The following is a 26097-nucleotide window of genomic DNA, read 5'->3' on the forward strand; positions in this document are numbered from 1 at the left end:
ATAGAGGCGAAATCGCCCGCTGTGTAGCGTCTTACAAAAATGGAATGTGACGGGTTAAACACTGAAACTGTGGGTCATTATTATGCGCTCCCTTGGTTTTATGTTGTCACCGAGTCTAAAGACGACATCAATTAAAATGGTTATACAGACTCAATCAGTGCAGCTGTCTAATAACGACACACCCAGCACCCGCAGTTTTCAACCGGGAAGCTTCATGCCCTCCCCGGCTTCGCTGTCTATCAATAGGCGCCGTCGCGTTTCAGCACTACGCCAACCGTCTTAAACAGAATCGCGATGTCATTCCACAGCGACCAGTTCTTGACATACCACGAGTCGAAATAGACGCGTGTTTCATAGTCAACGTCGTTACGACCGCTAACCTGCCACAATCCCGTCATGCCTGGTTTCGCCATCAGGTAATAATCGACATCACCGGCATAACGGCAGAGCTCATCTTCAATCACCGGGCGCGGCCCCACCAGGCTCATATCGCCACGTACCACGTTCCACAGCTGCGGCAGCTCATCCAGACTGGTTTTACGGATGAAATGGCCGACTTTGGTGATGCGCGGATCGTTCTTCAGTTTGAAATCTTTATCCCACTCGGCGCGGGCAACAGGATCGGTACGCAGTACCTCTTCCAGCACCTCTTTCGAGTTAATCACCATTGAGCGGAATTTCAGGCATTTGAACTTACGGCCGCCTAAGCCCACACGTTCATGACCGTAAATCGGTGGTCCGCCATCGCGGCCAACCATAAATCCAAGGACCAGCAACGCCGGGGACAGCGCGAGGATAATGCTCAGCGCGCCGACGATATCGAATGCACGCTTAAGGAAACGTGACGTGCGCTTGGCCAGATTGTTATTCACACGCAGAATCATCACTTCATGGCTAAAGATGTAAGCCATGTCGGTGCCGTACAGCGGTACACCGCGCAGTGTTGGAATAACAGAAACCGAGCGGCAATTGTGCATCGCCAGGGTTTTCAGCCAGTGGTCGCGGTGCTGGCTCTGTTCGAACTCAACCGCCACGATGAATTGGGTTTCGCTGTTGGTCAGCTGCCACAACTCTTGTTCATTATGCAGCACAGGCACGCCTGAGATGCTGGCCTGTGGGCTGCTCTTATCGACATCGAAGAAGGCGATAACATCGAAGCCCATCACCTCTTCGCTCTGCAGCGCCTGCCAGGCTTCCTGGGCATTGCGGCTGCTGCCGATGATGATGGTTTGCTTCTTCCACATGCCATAATGATTCAGCACACGCTTAGAGATGGCGCGCGCTAAAGGAATCATAATCAACGCCAGAACCCAGGTCGCTACCCAGACAAAGCGCGACATTTGCCACTGTGAAAGGGCTGAAATTGACAAATCGATGACAGAGAAAATAAGAATGGTACGAAAGATCTCTTTGAGCTCGAACCAGAATGGCTTGCGATAGGTATAATGACGCAGGCGAACCCAGAACCAGCCCACGCAAATAACGGAAAGCGCAATGTGCGTAGCAATTTTTAAATGCAGGTATTTTTCAGATATATCTGCCAGTGGAGAATGGGTAAACGAATTAATCAATGCCATCGCAATAAATAATGCTGCGTTGAAACAAATTAAATCCGAGCACGCCAGTAAAATTTTTGTCAGAAGACTTTTATATGTAATTTCGTTATCGCGCATAGTTAACTCTTTTATATTATTTCTTTAATCCCTAATGCCTCAACGCTGTCTGATAAATGAGCGAAATATTCACTGCATTTGTTGAGGCAATCTGCGGTAAATTCTCTGAGGCCAAATCAATTCTCACAATAGTAAGCAAGAGAATTGTGATTAATACCAACAGATTAGTCCGACTTCCCTTACCACAGTGGCAGACCATTAAACCAAGAGAAAGGCGCTTCAGACACGCTACCGCCCTTGGCTGTCGCTGCCAATACCGCTTTCATCCTAATTACAACTTGTTTTATGCGGCATTTTTGCGCTAATTACTGGCCGTGGTCCGCGTGCGATCACAGTTCGCAACATTAAGAGGCTAAGGAGCACGCTATAAACAACTTTGGCGCAGACATTTACTAACACGTTGCTATACTAGTTATTACTGGCTTGTTTACAAGTAGGCCCCGTGTTCCCTGCACTATTTTAGGAAAAAGACTACCAGCGATAAGTATTGATGCCAGCCCTTTCAGGCCATTCCCCTGCAAAATTCAGATTAATTCGATACTCAACCACGCAATAGACTGCATTAAAAATGCACGTGGTTATCTGCTGAAAAAAAATAATTGTCTCTTTCATTCAGGTGCAATCTTTATCCATACTTTCATCTTATCGGTGCAAATCGGCAATCAGCGATATTCTTCTCTCGTAGCTGACCCGCCAATTGACCGAGTCAGCGGCTATTTACAGGCTTAACGCCGTTTCACTATCATCAGATTAAGCGCATAACACAGACATTAAGGTGATTAACACATGTTGGAGTGGATCATTGATCCGTCGCTCTGGGCAGGATTAGTAACGCTAATCGTTCTGGAGCTGGTGTTGGGCATTGATAACCTCGTTTTCATTGCCATCCTCGTCGAAAAGCTGCCGCCGAAGGAACGCGACCGTGCGCGCATTATCGGCCTGCTTCTCGCGCTGGTGTCGCGTTTAGTGCTGCTCGCCTCACTTTCCTGGCTGGTAACCCTGACACAACCGCTGTTTACTCTGTTGCACCACGACTTCAGCGCCCGCGATCTGCTGCTGCTGTGCGGTGGTTTCTTTCTTCTTTATAAGGCCACCACCGAGTTAAACAGTCGCCTGGAAGGCGCTGACGAGGAAACTGGTCAAAATAAGAACGGTGCTAAATTCTGGCCGGTGGTGGCGCAAATAGTGGTGCTGGACGCCATCTTCTCGCTGGACTCGGTGATTACCGCCGTTGGCATGGTCAACGAGCTGCCGGTGATGATGGCGGCTGTAACGGTGGCGATTCTGCTGATGCTGCTGGCGAGTAAGCCACTGACGCGTTTCGTTAACGGCCATCCAACCATCGTGATTCTCTGTCTGAGCTTCCTGCTCATGATCGGCTTCAGCCTGGTGGCCGAGGGGTTAGGCTTCATTATTCCGAAAGGGTATCTTTACGCGGCGATTGGTTTCTCTATCGTCATTGAGATACTCAATCAGTTGGCGATGTTCAATCGCCGCCGCTTTCTCACTGCCGGCCGTCCACTGCGTCAGCGCACGTCAGAAGCCGTTTTGCGCATTCTGCGCGGCGAGGCGCAGCGTGCGGAACTGGACGCCGATACCGCGTCACTGGTAAGCGATAGCGAAGAAGGCGCACTATTTAACCGTCAGGAACGGCGCATGATTGCGCGCGTACTGGAGCTGGGTCAGCGCCAGATTAATAGCATCATGACGTCGCGCCACGACGTCGAGCATATCGACCTCACCGAAGATCCGGCGGAGATTATGGCGAAGCTCGATCGCAATCAACACACGCGTATTCTGGTGACCGAACAGGGCCGCGACCCGCTCGGTGTGGTGCACGTGATTGATCTCCTGCATCAGTCGTTGCACAGCAAATCACTGGATTTACGCTCGCTGATTCGCCAGCCGTTGATCTTTCCTGAGCGCGTCACCTTATTACAGGCGCTGGAACAGTTCCGCAACGCGCGCACCCACTTCGCCTTTGTGGTGGATGAGTTTGGTTCGGTGGAAGGCGTGGTCACGCTGAGCGACCTGATGGAAACCATCGCCGGCAATCTGCCGAATGAAGGGGAAAAAATCGATGCGCGCTATGATATTCAAGTGCTGCCCGACGGCGGTTGGGTGGCGAATGGTCATATGCCGTTAGAGGATTTAGCCGTCTACGTGCAGCTGCCACTTGATGAAAAGCGCAATTACCACACGCTGGCGGGATTACTGATGGACAGCCTGCAACATGTGCCGCAGGAAGGCGAAGAGTTACAGATCGGTGATTATCTGCTGCGAACGTTGCAGGTAGAAAATCACCGCGTGCAGAAAGTGGAAATAGTGCCGATAGCACCGTAATTAACCCGGTCGCCATAAATGGCGTAATGCTCGTCAGTTAAAACATGAAAACCATAATTATTGAGAGCACACATTGTAGCGGCGCAATTCTTTGCGCGATAAATCGCGCCGCTACGGAATGTGCGGTGATTTGAGACGGCGCTTAACTGAGCGGCATTGCGCCATAAATGGCGCCCCTACGGCTGCTTCGCCGGTTGTTGGCGATCCAGCCACTGATTGAGCCGCGACTTCGCTTCGCTTTGCAGTTGCTGACGCACCACATCATCCACCGGCAACGAGTACTGCAGATTATTCCAGCCGCCGTACATGCGCAGCGGAATAGTTTGCTGATTCAGCAGCGCGGCTAATTTATCGTCGCCCTGCCAGCCGCGCAGCATCATATTAATGGTGACGTCGAGCTGCTGTTTAACCATATCGACATTGCCTTTGGTCTGCACCGCCAGACGACTGTTGCCGCCCTGCAGATCCGGCAGGCTGAAGATGCCTTGCTTGAGACTCACGCGCCCACTCAACTGCTGAATGCCCTGATCGTCGGGTTGATCGTTGGTGACACGATTACTGACGCGCGCCACCGCACGGCGCACCATCTGCTGCAGATTCAGCTGCGAAAGCTGCAAATTAGTGGCTTCCAGATCCGCACTGCCCTGCCAGTTACGTTTTGCCTCTTCAATGCTCAATCCAGCGCCGCTCACATCGCCTTGCAGTGAAACCGTGCCTTGCAGCGTTTCTGGCAGTTCTAATGCTTTCAGCAGCGGCGCAATGGCAATGTTATCCAGCTCAGGCTGGAATGCCACTTGCGTCACCGGTTTGCGGATATCCACCGAACCAGGAACGGAGAAATGGCCTTCGCCAAATTTGCCTTGCAGCTTACTTAGCGTCATCAAACCTTGCTGATTGCTGGCATCGATCTGCAAGTTGGTCAGCGTCAGGCCGCGCCACACGCTGCTATCGGCGGTGAGATTGAGCGTCAAATCCAGCTGATTCAGCGGCGAGTTGCTGTTATCACGCATTCGCGGTTCAGCAATCACTGGCGTGCTCACCACATTGGCTCGCTGCGGCGCGCTGCTATCCGTCACCGGTGCATTCGCCATCAACGCGTCGATGTCTAAACGGGTGGCGTGTAGCGCCAGATTAAGCTGCTGCGGCAGCGCCAGACGCCCCTCGGCGCTGCCATCCAGTGCGCTGTCATTGGCGGTGAGCTGCATCTTCTGTAGGGAGAAACGCTGATTGTCACCGTTCCATTCGCCCTGACCGCTCAAGGTGCCTTTGATGCCCTGCGTCGGCAGATTGGCGCCGTCGATGGCGTAATTCAACTCATCCAGCTGTCCGACCAGACGATGTGGATATTGAGCCACATTCATCTGCCCTTTGAGATTGACGCTAACATTGCGCTGATTACGCGAAATCCGGGTAGCCAGATTGATGCTGGCCTGCTTGCTGGCATCCTGATCGAGGTTGAGATTGAGGTCGCGGAAATTATATTCGTCGCCGCCGGGCTGCTGCCAAATCAGCAGGCTGTCGGCAAGACGCAGTTTGCCAATCGTGAATGACCAGCCGTTATCGCTGCTGCTCACTGGCTCGGCATCACCCGGGCCTACTGGCGCGCCGCTCGGCTTTTGTGCGGCGCTGTCTGGCGTGACGCGGATGATGGCGTTTTTCAGCATCACCTGGCTGACGCTCAGCTGATGCGACAACAGCGGCCAGAGATGGACATCCAGGCGCATATTATCGGCGGTGACCATCGGCTGCGTCGCACCCGGCGCGGTCAGACTCATGCGTCCGGCGAGAATGCTAAGCTGCGGCCAGACGTGCCAGCGCAGATCGCCGCCTACCTGAAGCTGATAACCACTGCGCTGTTCTACCTGCTTTACCATGTAGGTGCGAAAGTCGTTGGGATTGACCAGCAACACCAATGCCGTCATGCCCGCTACCACCACCACTAACAGGATGGCCAGCGTTGTTATCACTCTTCTCATCACATCCTCATTGCCTTCATACTTCACGTTGCAGCAGCGTTGGCTGCACTCGCTCACCCCGGCCACTTACTGATAGTCAGTCTTTGTCGATGCGGCTGGCATCCGCGCCCTGCTGACCACGATATTTGGCATCTTCGCGACGGTTATACGGTCGCGCAGCTGGGCCCGACAGCGGCTCAAAGCTCAATGCACCAATTAACATACCTGGACGCAGCGCCAGCGGCAGTTTGCCTGAATTATAGAACTCCAGCACGATGCGGCCTTGCCAGCCCGGATCGATACGGTGCGCCGTGACGTGCACCATTAAACCCAGGCGTGCCAGCGACGAGCGGCCATCCAGCCAGCCGACCAGATCGTCAGGAATGGTGACCGATTCCAGCGTCACCGCCAGCGCCAGCTCGCCAGGATGCAGGAAAAAGGCTTCGCCTTCCGGCAGCACAATCTCGTCGCTCATCACACGGTCCAGTGCGGCACTGACTTCATGCTTTGGACCACTCAAATCAATAAACGCCGCCGTATGACCGCTAAAAGTGCGGAACTGATTGCCGAGGCGCACATCCACCGTGGCGCCGTTGATGCGTTCCACTGGCGGGCGCGGCTCAATCGCCAACTTTCCGTTGTCCAGCCAGGCTTCAATATCGCGATCGCATAATCTCATCGCAGGTACTCCATGAATTAAGTGTAGCGAATGGCTACGACAGCGCGTCACGCCGGGGCGGACGCCATGTCGTCAAAGATACTGATTAATCTTGGCCTTGAGGATATCAATGGCGATACGGTTTTTTCCGCCGCGCGGCACAATGATGTCAGCGTACTGCTTGGAAGGTTCAATAAATTGCAGGAACATCGGACGCACGGTCTTCTGATACTGGCTCATCACCGAATCCATGGAGCGACCGCGCTCATTCACATCGCGCTTCATGCGGCGCATCAAACAGATATCCAGCGGTGTATCGACGAAGATGGAGAAATTCATCTCCTGACGCAAGCGCGCATCGGTTAACAGCAAGATGCCTTCGAGAATGATGACTTTTTTCGATTTGAGATGAATACAGTCGCTGGTGCGGGTGTGCTCAACATAGCTGTAAACCGGCAACTCAATTTCCTGACCAGCTTTAAGCGCGCGCAGGTGCTGCAACAACAGATCATGATCCATCGCACTCGGATGGTCATAGTTGGTTTTGACCCTCTCTTCCATGGTGAGGTGGCTCTGATCTTTATAGTAGGCATCTTCGGGGATCACACCGATATGCTCGTCACCGACCTGGTCACGGATTTCACGATAGAGCGTGCTGGCGATAAGACTTTTTCCGGATGCGGATGCACCTGCGATGCCAACGATCACGCACTGATGAGACTTGTCAGTCATACTTTTTTAAGACCTGATAACTGGAGCCTGCCTAAGCCGAAGCTGCAACGGGCCGAATGAGAGGGTTAGTTGGCGGCAATTATAGGTATTTCACCGGGTTGATGCCAGAGAAATGGGCCAACGGCTTTTCAGAATATCCCCTTTTGCAGCCAGACGCTTAATCGATACACTGTTGATCTGCCAACACTGCAGCCGGCGTTGGCACTCCGAATATAGCCGCAAGGAAAAGTATGAGCTGGAAAACCCTGACCTATTTTGGCGACAGCATGTTGCTGATCCCGACCGCGGTGATCATCGCGCTGGTCTTGCCATGGAAAAGCGACAACCGCCAAACCGTCTGGTATTGGGTGCTGGCGTTTGGTCTGGCTGGCCTGGTGGTGAGCGTCTCGAAAATCCTGTTTCTCGGCTTTGGCATTGGTAGCGCCCGATTCAACTTTACCGGCTTCAGCGGCCACAGCGCGATGTCGGCCACGCTCTGGCCGGTGATGATGTGGCTGATCTCCGGCCGCTGGTCGCCGCGCTGGCGCCTGTTTACCATTGGCATCGGCTATCTGATCCCGCTGATGGTTGGCCTGTCGCGCCTGGTCATCCACGCGCATTCCAAAAGCGAAGTGCTGGCGGGCCTGATGCTCGGCTTTACGCTTAGCACCGCATTCCTGCTGACGCAGCGCCGCACTTCACTAAAGGGCTTTAGCCTGCCGCAGATTGGCGTCGCGCTGCTGGTGCCGCTGTTGCTGCTGAGCCACGGCCGCGTCGCCACCACGCAACAGTTCCTCGAACGCTTCTCTGCCAATCTTGCCGGCTTAGAAAAGCCGTTTACCCGCGCCGATCTTTTTCGCTAATCCCGTTTGGCCCTTTGCGCGCAAAGGGCCAATCAATTCAGTGAATAACGACTAAAGTCGAATTCCCCGCAGACATCTCAAACAGATGTGCTAGCATGCAAAATAGTGATTGATTGGCGCATTTTCCATCGTGAATCAGGTGCGCGCTGCTGGATTCTTGCATGACCCTCGAGATACTAACTTCACAGGAAAGGCCACAGCGAACCTGGCTCAATGCCTTGTTCATTGGCGGGCTCACTTTTCTACTGACGCTATTTTGCCTGGAACTGATTGTTGTCAGTGGCCGTATTTCGCCGCTTTGGTACTCCACCGCGCTGATGACGGTGATCGTGTTTCGCGCCCACTCCAAACACGTTCCCTTGCTGCTGCTTGCCTGCGTACTGGGTACCGCGTTAGCCAATCTGATCATTATTGGCCCCGCGCTCAGCAACATTAAGTTCGCCATCTTAAATATGGTGCAGGCGATTCTGGGCGGCGTGATGCTGCGCGCGCTGCTCGATCGCCGCGCCCCGCTCAATTCTTTACTCGACTGGGTGCGCTTTGCCCTGTGCGCCGGCCTGATTGCGCCGCTGTTAGGTGGCGTCGTGGCATTGTGGATGCTGCATGTGGGCAGCAATGCGTCACTGCCCTTCTTCTCGACGTGGGTGATTTCTGAGGTGATCGGCGTGCTGGCGTTTGGCCCGGTGTTATTGCTGTGGCCAAATAAACCGCTGCGCCAGATTTTGACGCCAGGCCGTCAGTTGGAAACCGGCCTGACGCTGCTTGTCACGCTGCTCGCCAGCTATTTGTCGCTGCGTTTTCTGCCGTGGCCCTTCACTTTTATTGTGGTGATTCTTTTTTGGTGCTCGGTGCGGCTACCCAAGTTCGAAGCGTTTCTGCTGTTCTTCCTCAACGCCAGTTTCATCTCGATTCTGCTGGCCTTTAACTGGGTCAACCTGGCGCAAAACGGCATGCTGCTCGGCCAGGTCAGCACATGGCTGCCATTTCTGTTGGTGCTGCTGCCGAGCCACGTGATGGCGCTGGTGATGGATGCCTTCCAGCGCGAGAAGCATCATATCAGCGAGAGTGAAACCCGCTTCCGTAACGCTATGGAATACTCCGCGATTGGCATGGCGCTGGTTTCGCCGAATGGCGGTTGGCAGCAGGTCAATCATTCGCTGTGCCAGACGCTGGGTTTCCCGGCCGATGAGCTGAAAAAGCTCACCTTCCAGCAAATCACCCATCCCGACGATCTCAACAACGATTTACAGCAGCTGGAGCGATTGGTGGCGGGTGAAATCATGACCTACACCATGGAGAAGCGCTATTTCCGCAAGGATGGCGAAATCGTCTGGGCGCGCCTGACGGTATCGATGGTGCGCGACGCCGCGCAACAGCCGCACTACTTCATCGCGCAGATTATCGATATCTCCGAATTGAAGCAGAGTGAGCAGATTAATCGACGCTTGATGGAGCGCATCACGCTGGCCAATGAAGCTGGCGGCATTGGCGTCTGGGAGTGGAATCTGCTGACCGGCGAGATGTTGTGGGACAAGCGCATGTATGAGCTATTTGGCTTAAGTCCGCACCAGACGCCCACCTACGATCTGTGGGTGCATCTGCTTGATCCGGCCGAGCGGGAAACCGCCACGCTTGCGGTGCAGCAGGCCATCGAACGCCGCAGCGCTTTCCAGCTGGAATACCGGATTAATTTACCGGAAGGCCCGCGCTACGTGCGCTCTGAGGCCAACCGCATTCTGAGTCAGGATGGTCAGATTGAACGTATGCTCGGCATCTGTCAGGACATCACGCCGCTGCGCGCGCTGAATGAAGCGCTGTTCCAGGAAAAAGAGCGCATGGCGATCACCCTCGATTCCATCGGTGAAGCGGTGATCAGTACCGATGATGAAATGCGCGTCACCTTTATGAATCCGGTGGCCGAAACGCTGAGCGGCTGGCCACAGGAAAAAGCCGCAGGCGTACCCATTACCGAACTGCTTAACATCACGCGCGGCGCGAGCGGCCCGCGCGTCGATAATTTGCTGTTGTGCCAGCTGCCGGACGAAAAAATCTCTCCCGAACTCGATGAAGAGCTGGTGCTGCATACACCAGACGGCACGCGCGTGGAGATCCACTACAGCATCACGCCGCTGAAAACCCTGACCGGCGCCAGCATCGGCGCGGTGATGGTTATTCAGGACGTCAGTGAATCGCGCAAGGTGATGAAGCGCCTGAGCTACAGCGCTTCACACGATATGCTGACGCGCCTGCCAAATCGCCACAGCTTCGAGCAGCGTTTGAAGCAGTTGGTGAACGATGCGGCGGCCAACCACACCCATCACGTCTTGGTATTTATCGATCTGGATAAATTCAAGGCGGTGAACGATACCGCCGGGCATGCCGCCGGTGATGCGCTGCTGCGCGAACTGGCAGAGCTGATGCCGCATCATCTGCGCAGCAGCGATATGCTGGCGCGTTTGGGCGGCGACGAATTTGGCGTGCTAATGCCGAATTGCGAAGTGGATCAGGTGCGCGACGTGGTGCAGCGTATCGTCACCGCCGTGAGCGAATATCGCTTTATGTGGCAGGAGCAGACTTATCACGTCGGCGCGAGTGCCGGCATCACGCAAATTGATCAACGTAACTGCATCAGCAATGTGGTGATGTCACAGGCCGATGTCGCCTGTTACAGCGCAAAACACGCGGGCCGTGGTCAGTATCACGTTTATCAGGAAGTGCAGATGTAATCTGCCACGTCTGCCCATTGCCAGCCCGTGCTGGCTGCGCTAAAGTCGCCCCCTTTTTTCCGGCATGGGGGATAAATATGTTTATCGGATTCGATTACGGCACAGCAAACTGCTCAATTGCGGTCAGCGATAATGGCACGCCGCGCCTGCTGACACTGGAGAATGGTCAGCGCTTGCTTCCCTCCATGATTTGCGCGCCAACGCGTGAAGCGATCAGCGAATGGCTGCATCGCCATCATCAGGTGCCAACGCCCGACAGCGAAGGCACCGCCTTATTGCAGCGTGCGCTGCGCTATAACCGCGAAGAAGATATCGACGTCACGCCAGGCAGCGTGCAGTTCGGTTTGACCGCGCTGCAGCAATATATGGTCGATCCCGAAGAAGTGTGGTTCGTGAAGTCACCGAAATCCTTCCTCGGCGCTAACGGCCTGAAGCCACAGCAGATCGCCTTCTTTGAAGATTTGGTGTGCGCGATGATGCTGCACATTCGTCAGCAAGGCGAAACCCAGCTCGATCGCCCGATTGAGCAAGCGGTGATTGGCCGCCCGATTAACTTCCAGGGTTTAGGCGGCGAAGAGGCTAACCAGCAGGCGCAAGGCATTCTGCTGCGTGCGGCACAGCGCGCCGGTTTTCGTGATGTGGAGTTCCAGTTTGAGCCGGTGGCGGCGGGCCTCGATTTCGAAGCCACGCTGCAGAAAGAGACGCGCGTATTAGTCGTCGATATCGGCGGCGGCACCACCGACTGCTCGATGCTGCTGATGGGGCCGGAATGGCGTCATAAAACCGATCGCCGTGAAAGTTTACTTGGCCACAGCGGATGCCGCGTGGGCGGAAACGATCTCGACATTATGCTGGCGTTTAAAACCCTGATGCCGCTGCTGGGGCTCGGTGGCAATACGCAAAAAGGCACCGCGCTGCCCGCGCTGCCGTGGTGGAATGCGGTGGCGATCAACGACGTTCCGGCACAAAGCGACTTCTATTCCGCGGCCAGCGGCAAACTGCTGCGCGATTTGATCCGCGATGCTGAACACAGCGACAAAGTGGCGCACCTGCTGAAAGTGTGGCAGCAGAAGCTGAGCTATCGTCTGGTGCGTGCGGCGGAAGAGAGCAAGATTGCGCTGTCGGAGGTGAAAGAGACCGATGCCTCGCTGGCGTTTATCGCCGCGCAATTGCAGGCGCAAATCAGCGCTGCGCAGCTGGAAGAAGCGATTAATCAACCGCTGGAACGCATTCTGGAGCAAGTGCATCTGGCGCTCGCCACCTGCGAAACCAAGCCGGAAGTGATTTATCTCACCGGCGGTAGCGCACGTTCTCCGGTGTTGCGCGCGGCGCTACAACAGGCGCTGCCCGATACGCCTATCGCCAGCGGCGATGACTTCGCCTCGGTGACCGCCGGCCTCGCCCGCTGGGCCGAAGTGATGTTCAGATAATTCCCTCTCCCTGCCCTCTCCCAAAGGGAGAGGGCAAAGTCACACATTCTGCCAGATTAGAAATTCACGTTCGCACTGATCCCACCCACAAACGCATCTTTCACTTCACTTACCGCCCCCGGCGCCACCACATATTGCAGGTTCGGACGCAATTGCAGCCATTTGGTCAGCTGCGCGTTGTAGTAGATCTCATAGTTATACTCTGATCCATCCTGAATCGGCAGATAGGTTGGGCTATTGAAGTCGGTCTCACCGTTCGCGTTGTTCTGCTCACGCTGCGAACGCGTGTAAGCGCTGTTAACGTGAATACGTGCCGCACCCACACCAATCTCATCCTGCGGACGCGCATCAAACGGCCCTTTCCAGGTGAAGCTCACCGACTGATAGTTATCCGTTTTCGAGGTTTTATGGTCGTTCATCACCGCTTGAACGGTGACGCCCAAACCACGGCTGGCATCGCCGCCCTGCGCGGTCAGCTGCTGTTGCAACAGCACGTAGCCACCGTATGCGTGATCCTGGCTTTGATAAGCCCCATCGCGCCAGCTGCCGTAGTTGTCGCCGTTAGCCGAAGAGTAGTAATAGCCGATACGGTAATTACCCGGCAGCTTGTCGGCGCCTAACGTCGGTTTCCAGCCCAACTCTACCGGCACCAGATTGCCTTCGGAGTTGCTGGTATCGAGACGGAAGCCGTCGCCGCGATCGTAGTTGGCGCGGTTCTGGTTATAGAAGCCCACCTGGAAGAACACCTCAGGTGTGATATTCACCTTCACGCGGCCGCCCCATTGGGACACCGGCCAGTTGAACCAGCGATCGCCACGCCAGTTACCGGCCTGGCCGCTACCGAACGCCAGGTTCTGGAACTTACTGTCAAAGTTATCGAAATCTTCACCGACGGTAACGCGACCGGCTTTCAGGTTCACGGTGTTATCGAACAGACCTTTGCTTAACCAGAACTGGGTTAAACGCCAGGTTTGGCCGCGTCCGTACACTTCCTGAGTGGAGGACAACATGCCGGTGCGACGATCGGCGACCTGGTCGGAAATGTTCTGACCATTACGATCGGTAATCGTCATCTGGAATTGCGCATCCTGCCAGTTGAGCAGTTTTTCCAGGTCGAAGTTAGCGCCAAACGCCCACTGATCGCTGTAGCGCATTGAGGTGTTGGTATCGGCGCCGCCCGCCAGATTGGAGCCGCTTTCCATGGTGTAGTTAACGTCGAATTTTATGCCGTCATTTTCCAGCTGCGTTCGGTAACCGCCCCAATCACCAAACATATAGGGAGAGTCGTAACTGAAAGCATCAGCGGCCAGCGCAGATGCACTCAGCATCGCAAACATCAGAGTTCCCGCTGCCAGGCGGGGTAAATGCTGCACTGCTTCTTTTCTGTTCATGATGGTTATTCTTATATGAAGTTACTGGAATGGATCGAACAGAGGATAGTGCTGAGGATTTGTCAGTTTTTGCAAATATGTGCGCAGTTTACCGCAGGATGATAGTGCGTTAGCGCAATTGTGACGTCTGTCGATGATTGAAAATCTTTTGTGGGAAATGGCATTTTTTGTGAGGCAGAGCTGGAAAATAGCGGGACGCCGCAGCGTCCCTGAAAACCTTACAGTTTGCTGGCGCTCGCCAGCTCTTCGATCTCTTGCTTGCTGAGCTCGAGCTGGGTGGCTTTCACCAACTCATCCAACTGCTCCAGCGACGTGGCGCTGACAATCGGGGCGGTAATGCTCGGACGGGCAATCTGCCACGCCAGCGCCACCTGCGTTGCCGACACATCGTGCGAGGCGGCGACATCTTCCAGCGCTTCAACAATGCGCTTACCGCGTTCATTCAGGTACTTGTCGACGATGCCCTGCCCGCGCTGACTTTTGCTGGCATCCTCTGGCTTTTTGTACTTACCGCTGAGGAAGCCGCTGGCCAGCGAATAGTAGTTAATCACGCCGAGGCCATTTTTCACCGCAACCTGCTCCAGACCGCTTTCATACTCCTGGCGATCGTAGAGATTGTATTCCGGCTGCAGGGTTTCATAGCGCGCCAGGCCATGTTGCTTGCTCACGTCCAGCGCTTCCTGCAGACGTTTAGCGTTGTAGTTAGACGCGCCAATGGCACGCACTTTGCCCTCTTTGATCAGCGAATCAAAGGCTTTCAGCGTGTCCAGCAGCGGCGTCGCGTCATCATCGCGGTGCGCCTGATAAAGATCGATGACGTCGGTTTGCAGGCGGCGCAGCGAATCTTCTACCGCCTGACGAATGTAAGCCGGTTTGAGGCCGGTTTTCTCCGGCGACAGCTCCATGCCAACTTTGGTTGCCAGCACGATGCTGTCGCGCTTGCCGCTTTTCTTCAGCCATTTACCGATGATGGTTTCCGATTCGCCACCTTCGTTACCCGGCGCCCAGCGCGAATAAACGTCGGCGGTATCGATGAAGAACAAGCCCTTCTCCACCAGCGCATCAAGCAGGGAAAATGAGGTTTTCTCATCCACCGTCCAGCCAAACACATTGCCGCCAAAGGTGAGACGGGGAACTTCAATACCGCTGTCGCCGAGCTGGCGGAGTTTCTGTTGACTCATTTTGTTCTCCTTATTCAAACGAGACAGGTCTGTATTGAGCTTAGCAAAGGAAATTGCCGCGCTTATGCCTATTGCTGGCAGAATATTTACAGAATATGAATACTTACCTTCAATGGGGCGATATTCTTATTTCCTTCAATTTTTGCCCGGTCCGGGCGACTACAATCATTCGTTTGCGAAATGGCTATTTTTATATTTCGCATTGGGGAAAACGAAAAATGCTGGAGAGCACACGCCTTGATGAACCGTCGAATTAAAACAAGCTTACTGGCCGTAGCCGTGATTGCCGTGCTGGCGGGCGGATATTATTGGTGGCAGCATCCAGCGGAACCGAATAAACAGCCGCAGGCCGAAGGTCAGCAGCAGCGTGGTCGCGGCGCAGGTGGCAAACGCCCCTTAGCGCCAGTGCAAGCCGCCGCTGCCACCACCCAAAGCGTGCCGTATTTCCTCAGTGGCCTTGGCACCGTGACCGCCGCCAACACCGTTACGGTGCGCAGCCGCGTTGACGGCCAATTGATGGCGCTGCACTTCCAGGAAGGAGAGCAAGTGGCCGCTGGCGCGCTGCTGGCGGAAATCGACCCACGCCCTTATCAGGTGGCATTAACTCAGGCGCAGGGCCAACTGGCAAAAGACCAGGCTACGCTTGCCAACGCGCGCCGCGATCTCAGTCGCTATGAAAAACTGGCGAAAACCTCGCTGGTATCGCAGCAGGAACTCGATACGCAACGTTCGCTGGTGAGCGAAACGCTCGGCACCCTTAAAGCTGATGAAGGCAACGTCGCCAGCGCCCAGCTTAATCTCACCTACAGCCGCATTACTGCGCCGATTGGTGGACGCGTCGGCTTGAAGCAGGTGGATGTCGGCAACTACATCACCTCCGGCGATACCACCGGATTGGTGGTGATCACCGAAACGCACCCCATTGACGTGGTGTTCAGCGTCGCCGAGAACAACATCAGCCAAATCCTCAAAGCGCAGAAAAGCGGACAGCCGCTGATCGTCGAAGCCTGGGATCGCAGCAACAAAACGCTGCTGACCAGCGGCAAGCTGTTGAGCCTCGATAACCAGATTGATGCCACCACCGGCACCATCAAACTCAAAGCACGCTTCAGCAACGAAGATGACACGCTGTTCCCTAATCAGTTTGTCAATGCGCGTCTGAAAGTGGACACCTTGCAGGATGCGGTGGTGATCCCCACCGCCGCGTTGCAGATGAGCAACGACGGTCACTTTGTCTGGGTGGTCAACAGTGATAACAAAGTGAGCAAAAAACGCGTCACCGCTGGGTTACAGGACAGCCAGAAAGTGGTGATCAGCGCGGGCCTCGAAGCAGGCGAACGCGTGGTGACCGACGGGCTCGATCGCCTGACGGAAGGTGCCACCGTTGAAGTGGTGGCACCGCAAAGCGCCGCGACCCACAGCACGCGCGCTGCGCAGCCCGCACGCGGAGAGCGTCAATAATGCAGGTGATGCCTCCTGACAGCAGCGGTGGACCTTCGCGCCTGTTTATTCTGCGCCCGGTCGCCACCACGCTGCTAATGATCGCCATTCTGTTAGCCGGCGTGCTCGGCTACCGTTTTCTGCCGGTCTCCGCGTTACCTGAAGTCGATTATCCGACTATTCAGGTGGTTACGCTCTATCCCGGCGCTTCTCCCGATGTGGTGACCTCTTCCATTACCGCGCCGCTGGAACGCCAGTTTGGCCAGATGTCTGGCCTGAAGCAGATGGCGTCGCAGAGTTCGGGCGGCGCGTCGGTAGTGACATTGCAGTTTCAGCTGACGCTGCCACTGGATGTTGCCGAGCAGGAAGTGCAGGCAGCGATCAACTCCGCCACCAATCTGCTGCCGAGCGATCTGCCAAATCCACCGGTCTACAGCAAAGTAAATCCGGCCGACCCGCCGATCATGACGCTCGCCGTCACCACCACCAGCATGCCGCTCACGCAGGTGCAGGATATGGTGGAAACACGCGTGGCGCAGAAGATTTCTCAGGTTTCGGGCGTGGGTTTAGTCACGCTGTCGGGCGGGCAACGTCCTGCGGTGCGCGTGAAGATGAACACCCAGGCGCTGGCCGCGCTCGGCCTGACCAGCGAATCGGTGCGCACCGCCATTACTAACGCTAACGTCAATTCGGCGAAAGGCAGCCTCGACGGCCCAACGCGCTCAATTACGCTGTCGGCTAACGATCAGATGACCTCGGCGGAAGACTATCGCAAGCTGATCATCAGCTATAACAACGGCGCGCCGGTGCGACTGGGCGATGTGGCGACAATCGAACAAGGTGCCGAAAACAGCTGGCTGGGCGCCTGGGCGAACCGTCAGCAGGCGATTGTGCTGAACGTGCAGCGCCAGCCCGGCGCTAACATCATCGCCACCGCCGATAATATTCGCGCCATGCTGCCCGGATTAACCGCCACGCTGCCGAAATCGGTGGAGGTGAAACTGCTTACCGACCGCACCACCAACATCCGCGCGTCGGTCAGCGATACCCAGCACGAACTGATGCTGGCGATGGGTTTGGTGGTGATGATCATCTACCTGTTCCTGCGTAACGTTCCGGCGACCCTCATTCCCGCCGTCGCCGTGCCGTTGTCGCTGGTCGGCACCTTTGCCGCGATGTATTTCCTGGGCTTCTCGATCAACAACCTGACGCTGATGGCGCTGACCATCGCCACCGGTTTTGTGGTTGATGACGCCATCGTGGTGATCGAGAACATCTCGCGCTATATCGAAAAAGGCGAAAAGCCGCTGACGGCGGCGCTGAAAGGCGCGGGCGAGATTGGCTTCACCATTATCTCCCTCACCTTCTCGCTGATTGCGGTGCTCATTCCGCTGCTGTTTATGGGCGATGTGATTGGCCGCCTGTTCCGCGAATTCGCCGTGACGCTGGCGGTGGCGATTTTGATCTCCGCCGTGGTGTCGCTGACGCTGACGCCGATGATGTGCGCCCGCATGTTAAGCGCCGAATCGCTGCGCAAGCAGAACCGCTTCTCGCGGGCCAGCGAAGCGATGTTTGACCGCATTATTGCCCGTTACGGACGCGGCTTAACGCGCGTGCTGCTGCATCCGTGGATCACCTTATCGGTAGCGCTCGGCACCTTGCTGATCACCGTGTTGCTGTGGATCGTGATCCCCAAAGGCTTCTTCCCGCAGCAGGATAACAGCATTATTCAGGGCACCTTGCAGGCGCCGCAGTCGGTCTCTTACGCCAACATGGCAGAGCGCACGCGCGATGTCGCCTCGATCATCATGAAAGATCCGGCGGTGCAGAGCATGACCTCGTTTGTCGGCGTCGATGGCACCAACGCCGCGCTCAACAGCGCGCGCCTGCAAATCAACCTGAAGCCGCTGGATGAGCGTAACGATCGCATTCCGGCTGTGCAGCAGCGTCTGCAACAGGCGTTAGCCAAAGTGCCCGGCATTTCCCTGTGGCTGCAGCCGGTGCAGGATTTGACCATTGATACCCAGGCGAGCCGCACGCCGTACCAGTTCACGCTGCAATCGGGTTCGCTGGAGTCGCTGAGTTTGTGGGTGCCGAAACTGCTGGCGCAACTTAACACGCTGCCACAACTGAGCGACGTCAGCAGCGACTGGCAGGATCAAGGTCTGGAAGCCTTTGTAAGAGTCGATCGTGACAGCGCCAGCCGCCTCGGCATCAGCATGGCCGACGTGGATAACGCGCTGTATAACGCCTTTGGCCAGCGCCTAATCTCCACCATTTACACCCAGGCTAATCAGTATCGCGTGGTGCTGGAGCAGAACAGCGACGCCACGCCAGGACTGGCGAGTCTGGACGGCATTCGCTTGACCAGCAGCGACGGCGGCAGCGTGCCGCTTAGCGCCATCGCGCAGATTGAGCAGCGCCACGCCGCGCTCAGCATCAACCATCTCGACCAGTTCCCGTCGGCGACCTTCTCGTTTGATGTCGCGGAAGGGTATTCGTTGGGCGATGCGGTGAAAGCGGTGAGCGCAGCGGAAGATCAGGTGGGCATGCCCGCCGAAATGATGACGCAGTTCCAGGGCAGCACGCTGGCCTTTGAAGCGGCGCTGTCCAGCACCGTGTGGCTGATTGTGGCGGCGGTGGTGGCGATGTATATCGTGCTCGGCGTGTTGTATGAGAGCTTTATCCATCCCATCACCATTCTCTCGACGCTGCCCACCGCCGGTGTCGGCGCGCTGCTGGCGCTGATGCTGAGCGGTAATGAGCTGGATATCATCGCCATTATCGGCATTATTTTGCTGATCGGTATCGTGAAGAAAAACGCCATCATGATGATCGACTTCGCGCTGGCAGCGGAACGTGAGCAAGGCATGCCGCCGCGCGAGGCGATTTATCAGGCGTGCTTGCTGCGTTTCCGCCCAATTCTGATGACTACATTGGCGGCACTGCTCGGTGCACTGCCGCTGATGCTGAGCACCGGCGTTGGCGCGGAGTTGCGTCGTCCGCTGGGCATCGCCATGGTGGGCGGTTTGGTGGTGAGCCAGGTGCTGACGCTGTTCACCACGCCAGTGATCTATCTGCTGTTTGATCGCCTGTCGCACGCCACGCGCCGTCGCTTTAAGCGCCCGGAGGCGCAGTCGTGAAGTTTTTCGCGCTGTTTATCCATCGTCCGGTCGCCACCACTTTGCTGACGCTGGCGATTGCGCTGGCCGGTATTCTCGGCTTCCGTCTGCTGCCGGTGGCGCCGCTGCCACAGCTGGATTTCCCGGTGATTTTGATTTCGGCTTCGCTGCCCGGTGCGTCGCCGGAAACCATGGCGGCATCGGTGGCAACGCCGTTGGAGCGCTCGCTGGGGCGCATCGCGGGCGTCAGCGAAATGACCTCCACCAGCTCGCTAGGCAGCACGCGCATCATTCTGGTGTTCGATTTTGATCGCGACATCAACGGTGCGGCGCGCGATGTGCAGGCGGCGATCAACGCCGCACAAAGCCTGCTGCCAACCGGCATGCCGAGTCGTCCCAGCTATCGCAAAGCCAACCCTTCCGATGCGCCAATCATGATCCTGACGCTGACCTCAGACATTTATAATCCCGGTCAGCTGTATGATTACGCCTCAACGCAACTGGCGCAGAAACTGTCGCAGATTGAGGGCGTGGGCGATGTGACAGTCGGCGGCAGTTCGCTGCCGGCGGTGCGCGTTGAACTCAATCCGCAGGCGCTGTTCAACCAGGGCGTATCACTGGATGCGGTGCGCACCGCCATCAGCAACGCCAACCAGCGCCGTCCGCAGGGCGCGATTGACGATGTGCAGCAGCGCTGGCAGTTACGTACCAACGGAGAATTGCAAACCGCCAGCGAATATCAGCCGCTGGTGGTGCATTACAACAACGGTGCGGCGGTGCGCCTCAGCGATGTCGCTAACGTGCAGGATTCGGTGCAGGATGTGCGCAACGCCGGGATGACCAACGGTAAAGCGGCGGTGCTGCTGGTGGTGCGTAAATCGCCGGAAGCCAACATCATCGATACCGTCGATCGCATTCGTGGCGAATTGCCGGAACTGCACGACGTGATCCCCGCCGCCATCGATCTGCAAATTGCGCAGGACCGTTCGCCAACGATTCGCGCCTCGCTGCATGAAGTGGAGCAGTCGCTGATCATCGCCGTCGCGCTGGTGATTCTGGTGGTGTTTGCCTTCCTGCGTGACTGGCGCGCCACGCTGATTCCCGCCGCTGCGGTGCCAGTTTCATTGATTGGCACCTTCGCCGCCATGTATCTGTGTGGCTTCAGCCTGAATAACCTGTCGCTGATGGCGTTGACCATCGCCACCGGTTTTGTTGTCGATGACGCCATTGTGGTGCTGGAGAACATTGCGCGCCACGTCGAAGCGGGCATGAAACCGCTGCAGGCGGCGCTGACCGGCGTGCGCGAGGTCGGTTTTACCGTGCTGTCGATGAGCCTGTCGCTGATTGCCGTGTTCCTGCCGCTGCTGATGATTGGCGGCATTATTGGTCGCTTCTTCTCGGAGTTCGCCATTACGCTGTCGGTGGCGATTCTGATCTCGCTGTTTATCTCGGTCACGCTGACGCCGATGATGTGCGCCTATCTGCTGAAGCCGCAGGTCAAGCGCAGCCAGCCACGCATCCGCGGTTTCGGCAAGCTGCTGATGAAGGTGCAAAACGGCTACGCGCGCTCATTGGGTTGGGTGCTGAATCACGCCATTTGGGTGCTGATGTTGCTGCTCGGCACCGTGGCGCTCACCGTTTGGCTGTTCATCTCGATCCCGAAAACCTTTATGCCGGAACAGGATACCGGCCGCTTACAAGGATTTATCTCGGCGGATCAGAGCATTTCGTTCCAGGCGATGCGCGGCAAGCTGCAGGATTTCATGAACATCATCAAAGCCGATCCGGCAGTGGATAACGTCACCGGCTTTACCGGCGGTTCACGTACCAACAGCGGTTCGATGTTCGTCTCGCTCAAGCCGCTCTCCGAGCGCAGCGAAAGCGCGCAGGAAGTGATTGCCCGGCTGCGTATCAAGCTGGCGAAAGAGCCCGGTGCCAATCTCTATCTCAACGCGGTGCAGGACATTCGCATTGGCGGACGTGAGTCCAACGCCAGCTATCAGTACAGTTTGCTGTCGGATAACCTGAATGATTTGCGCGAATGGGAGCCGAAAATCCGTCAGGCGTTCGCCGCCCTGCCCGAGCTGGCGGACGTCAACTCGGATCAGCAGGACAACGGCAGCGAAATGAATCTGACCTACGACCGTGAAAGCATGGCGCGGCTCGGCATTGATGTCTCTGCCGCTAATGCCCTGCTGAATAACGCCTTTGGTCAGCGCCAGATCTCCACCATTTATCAGCCGCTTAATCAGTACAAAGTGGTGATGGAAGTTGATCCGCGCTACACCCAGGACATCAGTTCACTCGATCAGATGTTTGTGATTAACAGCGACGGCAAAGCGATTCCGCTGAGCTGGTTTGCCAAATGGCAACCGGCCAACGCGCCGCTGTCGGTGAACCACGAAGGCTTGTCGGCGGCATCCACCGTTTCCTTCAACCTGCCGGAAGGCGTATCGCTGTCGCAGGCGTCTGAAGCTATTGACCGCACCATCACCGCGCTTGGCGTGCCTTCCAGCGTGCGCGGCAGCTTTGCCGGCACCGCGCAGGTGTTCCAGCAGTCGCAATCCAATCAGCTCTACCTGATGCTGGCGGCGATTGCGGCGGTGTATATCGTGCTGGGCATTCTGTATGAGAGCTACGTGCATCCGCTGACCATTCTCTCCACGCTGCCGTCGGCGGGCGTCGGCGCGCTGCTGGCGCTGGAGCTGTTCAACACGCCGTTCAGCCTGATTGCGCTGATCGGCATTTTGCTGCTGATCGGTATCGTGAAGAAGAACGCCATCATGATGGTCGACTTTGCGCTGGATGCCGAGCGCAACGGCAATCTGTCGCCGCGCGATGCGATTTTCCAGGCGTGCCAGCTGCGTTTCCGCCCGATTCTGATGACCACGCTCGCCGCACTGTTTGGCGCACTGCCGCTGGTGCTGACCAGCGGTGACGGCGCGGAGCTGCGTCAGCCGCTCGGCATCACCATCGCCGGGGGTTTGGTAATGAGCCAGCTGCTGACGCTCTACACCACGCCGGTGGTCTATTTGATGATGGATAAGCTGCGGCGGCGTAAGACAAAGGTTCAACTGATAGCTGAATGACTTGCTACATACGCTTGCTATGTAGCATGAAGAGCGTAAACTTTAACCCATTCATTACTGTGGAGGTTTATATGTCACAAGGTACCGTGTTTACCAGCAACAGGACGCAAAACGTTCGCATTCCAGCAGACGTTCGTTTTCCTGATGATGTGAAAAACGTCACCGTCAGAGCGATTGGCAAGGAGCGCATCCTCACGCCCATAGAGAACGCCTGGGACAGTTTTTTCCTCGACGGTCCGACGGTGAGCGATGATTTTATGGATGAGCGTGCTTCGCAGGAACAATCTGAGCGGGAAGCGTTTTAATGCATCGCTACATGCTGGATACCAATATTGTTATCTACGTCATCAAGCGGCGGCCGATTGAGGTGCTCGAACGTTTCAACGCCAATGTCGGCCGGATGGTTATCTCGACGATCACCCTGGCGGAGCTGTTTCATGGCTCAGAAAAGAGCGCCTTTCCAGAGCGGAACTTACGCATCGTTGAAGATTTTGTCTCACGCCTTGATGTGCTGAATTACGATGCCAAAGCCGCTTTCCACTATGGCGCTATCCGCGCAGAGCTTGAGAAAAATGGCACGCCTATCGGCCTGAACGATCTTCATATCGCCGCTCATGCCCGCAGTGCCGCCCTGACGTTGGTATCGAACAATTTGCGTGAGTTTTCACGCGTGAATGGGCTGATCTGCGAAAACTGGATCTGACTTAACGGGTACCTGCATGTCACCTCAAAACGCCACCGTGCGCTGGCAGCTGTGGATCGTCGCGTTTGGCTTCTTTATGCAGGCGCTGGATACCACCATCGTCAATACCGCGATCCCGTCGATGGCGCGCGATCTCAACGTCAGCCCGCTGAATATGCACTCGGTGATCGTCTCTTATGTGCTGACCGTGGCGATTACGTTGCCGATCAGCGGCTGGCTGGCGGACCGTTTTGGCGTGCGCAATATCTTCTTCTGCGCGATTGTGCTGTTCAGCATCGGCTCGCTGCTGTGCGCCTTCTCCGCCACGCTCGATGAGCTGATTATGGCGCGCGTGGTGCAAGGCATTGGTGGCGCGATGATGGTGCCGGTTGGCCGCTTAACGGTGATGAAAATTGTGCCGCGCGAGCAATATATGTCGGCGATGACCTTCGTCACCACGCCGGGACAAATTGGTCCGCTGCTCGGCCCGGCGCTGGGCGGGATTCTGGTGGAGTACGCCAGCTGGCACTGGATTTTCCTGATCAACATTCCGGTTGGCATCATTGGTGCGATTGCCACGCTGACGCTGATGCCGAATTACACCATGCAGACGCGGCGCTTCGATTTCCTCGGTTTTGTGCTGCTGGCCGTCGGCATGGCGACCTTAACGCTGGCGCTGGATGGTCAGCGCAGCGCCGGCGGATCGCCGCTGTTGCTCGGCTTACTGATTCTGGTTGGGGTGTTTTCGCTGCTGTTCTACCTGATGCACGGCCGCAACAACGATAACGCGCTGTTCAGCCTGAAACTGTTTGATAACCGCATCTATTCGATTGGCCTGTTCGGCAGTTTTACCGGCCGCATCGGTAGCGGCATGCTGCCGTTTATGACGCCCATTTTCCTGCAGGTCGGCCTCGGCTACAGCCCATTCCACGCAGGATTGATGATGATTCCAATGGTGCTCGGCAACATGGGCACTAAGCGCGTGGTGGTGCGCATCGTCAACCTGTTCGGCTATCGCAATGCGCTGGTCGGCGCGACCCTGGCGCTGGCGCTGGTGGTGCTGCTGTTCCCGCTGGTGGCGCTGCTGGGATGGATTTGGCTACTGCCGGTGGTGTTATTACTGCAGGGCATGGTCAACGCCATCCGCTTCTCTTCGATGAACACGCTGACGCTGAAAGAGCTGCCGGACGATCTGGCTTCCAGCGGCAACTCGTTGTTGTCGATGATCATGCAGCTGTCGATGAGTATTGGCGTCACCGTGGCCGGTTTGCTGCTGGGCGCATTTGGCCACGGCGTGGTAACCGACAGCGCGGCGGCGCATCAAACCTTCATTTACACCTATCTGTGCATGGCGCTGATGATTGCGCTGCCGGCGTTGGTGTTCTGGCGCGTACCGAAGGATGTCAGTAAAAACGTTGACCTTAGAGGCAGGAGCAAAGGATGAAGCGGCCGGTAAAATGGGGCATTGGTGCCAAGCTGTTTGCGGCGATTTTTTCCACCTGCATGCTGGTGATCATCACCATGCATTGGGGCGTGCGGCTCAGCTTTGAGCACGGCTTTGTGGATTACATCAAAAAAGGCAACGAGCAGCGCTTAACCCTGCTGAGCGATGCGCTGGCCGATCAGTATGAACAGCACGGTAGCTGGGATTTTCTGCGCAGCAATGACAAGCTGATTTTTTCTATTTTGCGCTCGCTGGAGCAGAATCCGGGCAGCGTGAATCAGTTACCGCCGCACGGCTGGCGCACGCAGTTCTGGATTATCGACCAGCAATACAAAGTGCTGTCAGGGCCGCGCCAGCCGGTGCCGCCGGAAGGCACAAGGCGCAATATCACCACCAGCAACGGCAAAATTGTTGGCTGGGTGATTGCCTCACCGGCTGAACGTCTGACGCGCAGCACCGACATCAACTTTGATCAGCAACAGCGGCGCACCAGTTGGATGATTGTGGCGCTGACCGGGTTACTCGCCGCGCTGGTCACCTGGCTGCTGGCGCGCGGTTTACTGGCACCGGTAAAACGGCTGGTGGATGGCACGCACCATTTGGCGGCGGGCAATTTCGCTACCCGCGTGGAAGTCGGCAGCAGCGATGAACTCGGCCAACTGGGCCGCGACTTCAACCAGCTTGCCAGTTCGCTGGAAAAGAACGAAAGCAACCGCCGCGCCTTTATGGCCGACATCTCCCATGAACTGCGCACGCCGCTGGCGATTCTGCGTGGTGAGCTGGAAGCGATGCAGGATGGCGTGCGCAAGCTGACGCCGGAAGCCATCAGCTCGCTACAAAGCGAAGTGGTGGTACTGACCAAACTGGTGGAGGATCTGCATCAGCTGTCATTATCTGACGCGGGCGCCCTCGCCTATCGCAAGCAGCCGGTTGACCTGGTCACTCTGCTGGAAGTGGTGGCCGGCAGCTTCGGCGAACGTTATCGCAGCCGCGGCTTAGCTCTTAATCTGGCGTTACCCGCGCAGGCGGAGAGCTTTGGCGATCCCGATCGCCTGATGCAGCTGTTCACCAATTTGCTGGAAAACAGCCTGCGTTACACCGACAGCGGTGGCGCGGTGCAGCTCTCGATGCAGCTGGCGGGCGAAAACTGGCAGCTGCGGTTTGCGGACAGCGCGCCGGGCGTAGATCCGGCCCATCAGGCACAATTATTTGAACGATTTTTCCGCGCAGAAAGTTCACGCAATCGCGCCAGCGGCGGCTCTGGGCTTGGCCTGGCGATCTGTAAAAATATCGTGGAAGCGCATGACGGCAGCATCAGTGCGGATCACTCTGATTTAGGTGGACTGCAAATCACGCTAAACTTGCCGTATGTTCCTCACTAGACGCCAC

The 26097-nt window shown here is 56.5% G+C and carries 17 protein-coding genes; 11 read left to right on the plus strand and 6 right to left on the minus strand.

The genetic code is table 11. The features are described from left to right. Nucleotides 1-239: 239 nt before the first annotated feature. Entirely contained in the window at nucleotides 240-1673 is a 1434-nt protein-coding gene (wbaP, locus tag ACYAC5_RS12760; protein WP_101763360.1) for an undecaprenyl-phosphate galactose phosphotransferase WbaP, read from the minus strand. Between the two features lie 786 nt (nucleotides 1674-2459). On the opposite strand from wbaP, the gene ACYAC5_RS12765 reads away from it, so the two are divergent. Further along, nucleotides 2460-4016 carry a TerC family protein gene (locus ACYAC5_RS12765; RefSeq protein WP_462061863.1) on the plus strand — a complete coding sequence of 519 codons (1557 nt, stop codon included), beginning with the start codon at nucleotides 2460-2462 and terminating at the stop codon, nucleotides 4014-4016. Nucleotides 4017-4192: 176 nt separating this feature from the next. On the opposite strand, the gene asmA is transcribed toward ACYAC5_RS12765, so the two are convergent. The 3 genes from asmA to udk all read right to left on the minus strand — a co-directional run bounded on the left by asmA (nucleotide 4193) and on the right by udk (nucleotide 7361). Then, on the minus strand, nucleotides 4193-5992 hold the full coding sequence (asmA, locus tag ACYAC5_RS12770; RefSeq protein WP_137386123.1) for an outer membrane assembly protein AsmA: 1800 nt from the start codon (nucleotides 5990-5992) through the stop codon (nucleotides 4193-4195). Between the two features lie 76 nt (nucleotides 5993-6068). Beyond that, a complete protein-coding gene (gene dcd / locus ACYAC5_RS12775) occupies nucleotides 6069-6650 on the minus strand; it encodes a dCTP deaminase (protein ID WP_007888946.1) in 582 nt (193 codons plus the stop codon). 72 nt (nucleotides 6651-6722) lie between these two features. Further along, a complete protein-coding gene (gene udk / locus ACYAC5_RS12780) occupies nucleotides 6723-7361 on the minus strand; it encodes a uridine kinase (RefSeq protein WP_008104883.1) in 639 nt (212 codons plus the stop codon). A gap of 230 nt (nucleotides 7362-7591) precedes the next feature. Here udk and ACYAC5_RS12785 point away from each other — a divergent pair, with 230 nt between their 5' ends. The 3 genes from ACYAC5_RS12785 (at nucleotide 7592) to yegD (ending at nucleotide 12359) form a co-directional block, all read left to right on the plus strand. Then, nucleotides 7592-8203: a phosphatase PAP2 family protein gene (locus ACYAC5_RS12785; RefSeq protein WP_101763357.1), complete on the plus strand. Its 612-nt coding sequence runs from the start codon at nucleotides 7592-7594 to the stop codon at nucleotides 8201-8203. Nucleotides 8204-8364: 161 nt separating this feature from the next. After that, nucleotides 8365-10929, plus strand: coding sequence for a diguanylate cyclase (locus tag ACYAC5_RS12790; RefSeq protein WP_277973802.1), 2565 nt, complete (start codon nucleotides 8365-8367; stop codon nucleotides 10927-10929). A 77-nt stretch (nucleotides 10930-11006) separates the two neighbouring features. Then, entirely contained in the window at nucleotides 11007-12359 is a 1353-nt protein-coding gene (gene yegD / locus ACYAC5_RS12795) for a molecular chaperone (protein ID WP_110866643.1), read from the plus strand. A 56-nt stretch (nucleotides 12360-12415) separates the two neighbouring features. On the opposite strand, the gene ACYAC5_RS12800 is transcribed toward yegD, so the two are convergent. Together ACYAC5_RS12800 and ACYAC5_RS12805 are read right to left on the minus strand one after the other, a co-directional pair. After that, nucleotides 12416-13750, minus strand: coding sequence for a carbohydrate porin (locus ACYAC5_RS12800; RefSeq protein WP_167391199.1), 1335 nt, complete (start codon nucleotides 13748-13750; stop codon nucleotides 12416-12418). 218 nt (nucleotides 13751-13968) lie between these two features. Further along, a complete protein-coding gene (locus tag ACYAC5_RS12805) occupies nucleotides 13969-14931 on the minus strand; it encodes an aldo/keto reductase (RefSeq protein ID WP_110866641.1) in 963 nt (320 codons plus the stop codon). 240 nt (nucleotides 14932-15171) lie between these two features. Here ACYAC5_RS12805 and ACYAC5_RS12810 point away from each other — a divergent pair, with 240 nt between their 5' ends. From ACYAC5_RS12810 to baeS, 7 genes are all read left to right on the plus strand, one after another. Continuing rightward, nucleotides 15172-16392, plus strand: a complete 1221-nt coding sequence (locus ACYAC5_RS12810) for an MdtA/MuxA family multidrug efflux RND transporter periplasmic adaptor subunit (RefSeq protein WP_462061864.1) — start codon at nucleotides 15172-15174, stop codon at nucleotides 16390-16392. Then, nucleotides 16392-19514 (plus strand): MdtB/MuxB family multidrug efflux RND transporter permease subunit, encoded by a 3123-nt coding sequence (locus ACYAC5_RS12815; protein ID WP_462061865.1) that lies wholly within the window; start codon nucleotides 16392-16394, stop codon nucleotides 19512-19514. The genes ACYAC5_RS12810 and ACYAC5_RS12815 overlap by 1 nt, the downstream gene beginning before the upstream one ends. Beyond that, a complete protein-coding gene (gene mdtC / locus ACYAC5_RS12820; protein ID WP_462061867.1) occupies nucleotides 19511-22582 on the plus strand; it encodes a multidrug efflux RND transporter permease subunit MdtC in 3072 nt (1023 codons plus the stop codon). Before ACYAC5_RS12815 ends, mdtC begins: the two co-directional genes overlap by 4 nt. 71 nt (nucleotides 22583-22653) lie before the next feature. Next, nucleotides 22654-22887, plus strand: a complete 234-nt coding sequence (gene vapB, locus ACYAC5_RS12825; RefSeq protein ID WP_101763423.1) for a type II toxin-antitoxin system VapB family antitoxin — start codon at nucleotides 22654-22656, stop codon at nucleotides 22885-22887. Then, complete coding sequence (gene vapC, locus ACYAC5_RS12830) at nucleotides 22887-23285, plus strand: type II toxin-antitoxin system tRNA(fMet)-specific endonuclease VapC (RefSeq protein ID WP_137386130.1); 399 nt, start codon at nucleotides 22887-22889, stop codon at nucleotides 23283-23285. Before vapB ends, vapC begins: the two co-directional genes overlap by 1 nt. A gap of 16 nt (nucleotides 23286-23301) precedes the next feature. Next, entirely contained in the window at nucleotides 23302-24708 is a 1407-nt protein-coding gene (gene mdtD / locus ACYAC5_RS12835) for a multidrug transporter subunit MdtD (protein WP_462061868.1), read from the plus strand. Then, complete coding sequence (gene baeS / locus ACYAC5_RS12840) at nucleotides 24705-26090, plus strand: envelope stress sensor histidine kinase BaeS (protein ID WP_101763347.1); 1386 nt, start codon at nucleotides 24705-24707, stop codon at nucleotides 26088-26090. The genes mdtD and baeS overlap by 4 nt, the downstream gene beginning before the upstream one ends. Nucleotides 26091-26097: the final 7 nt, after the last annotated feature.

It is taken from the genome of Pantoea sp. y20 (assembly GCF_054903455.1).

Coding starts and splice junctions, on each gene's coding strand:
- ACYAC5_RS12805 (WP_110866641.1), bottom strand. CDS start 14,931: ATGAGTCAACAGAAACTCCGCCAGCTCGGCGACAGCGGTATTGAAGTT.
- dcd (WP_007888946.1), bottom strand. CDS start 6,650: ATGAGATTATGCGATCGCGATATTGAAGCCTGGCTGGACAACGGAAAG.
- yegD (WP_110866643.1), top strand. CDS start 11,007: ATGTTTATCGGATTCGATTACGGCACAGCAAACTGCTCAATTGCGGTC.
- vapC (WP_137386130.1), top strand. CDS start 22,887: ATGCATCGCTACATGCTGGATACCAATATTGTTATCTACGTCATCAAG.
- baeS (WP_101763347.1), top strand. CDS start 24,705: ATGAAGCGGCCGGTAAAATGGGGCATTGGTGCCAAGCTGTTTGCGGCG.
- ACYAC5_RS12815 (WP_462061865.1), top strand. CDS start 16,392: ATGCAGGTGATGCCTCCTGACAGCAGCGGTGGACCTTCGCGCCTGTTT.
- mdtD (WP_462061868.1), top strand. CDS start 23,302: ATGTCACCTCAAAACGCCACCGTGCGCTGGCAGCTGTGGATCGTCGCG.
- ACYAC5_RS12810 (WP_462061864.1), top strand. CDS start 15,172: ATGAACCGTCGAATTAAAACAAGCTTACTGGCCGTAGCCGTGATTGCC.
- ACYAC5_RS12785 (WP_101763357.1), top strand. CDS start 7,592: ATGAGCTGGAAAACCCTGACCTATTTTGGCGACAGCATGTTGCTGATC.
- udk (WP_008104883.1), bottom strand. CDS start 7,361: ATGACTGACAAGTCTCATCAGTGCGTGATCGTTGGCATCGCAGGTGCA.
- asmA (WP_137386123.1), bottom strand. CDS start 5,992: ATGAGAAGAGTGATAACAACGCTGGCCATCCTGTTAGTGGTGGTGGTA.
- ACYAC5_RS12800 (WP_167391199.1), bottom strand. CDS start 13,750: ATGAACAGAAAAGAAGCAGTGCAGCATTTACCCCGCCTGGCAGCGGGA.
- vapB (WP_101763423.1), top strand. CDS start 22,654: ATGTCACAAGGTACCGTGTTTACCAGCAACAGGACGCAAAACGTTCGC.
- ACYAC5_RS12765 (WP_462061863.1), top strand. CDS start 2,460: ATGTTGGAGTGGATCATTGATCCGTCGCTCTGGGCAGGATTAGTAACG.
- ACYAC5_RS12790 (WP_277973802.1), top strand. CDS start 8,365: ATGACCCTCGAGATACTAACTTCACAGGAAAGGCCACAGCGAACCTGG.
- wbaP (WP_101763360.1), bottom strand. CDS start 1,673: ATGCGCGATAACGAAATTACATATAAAAGTCTTCTGACAAAAATTTTA.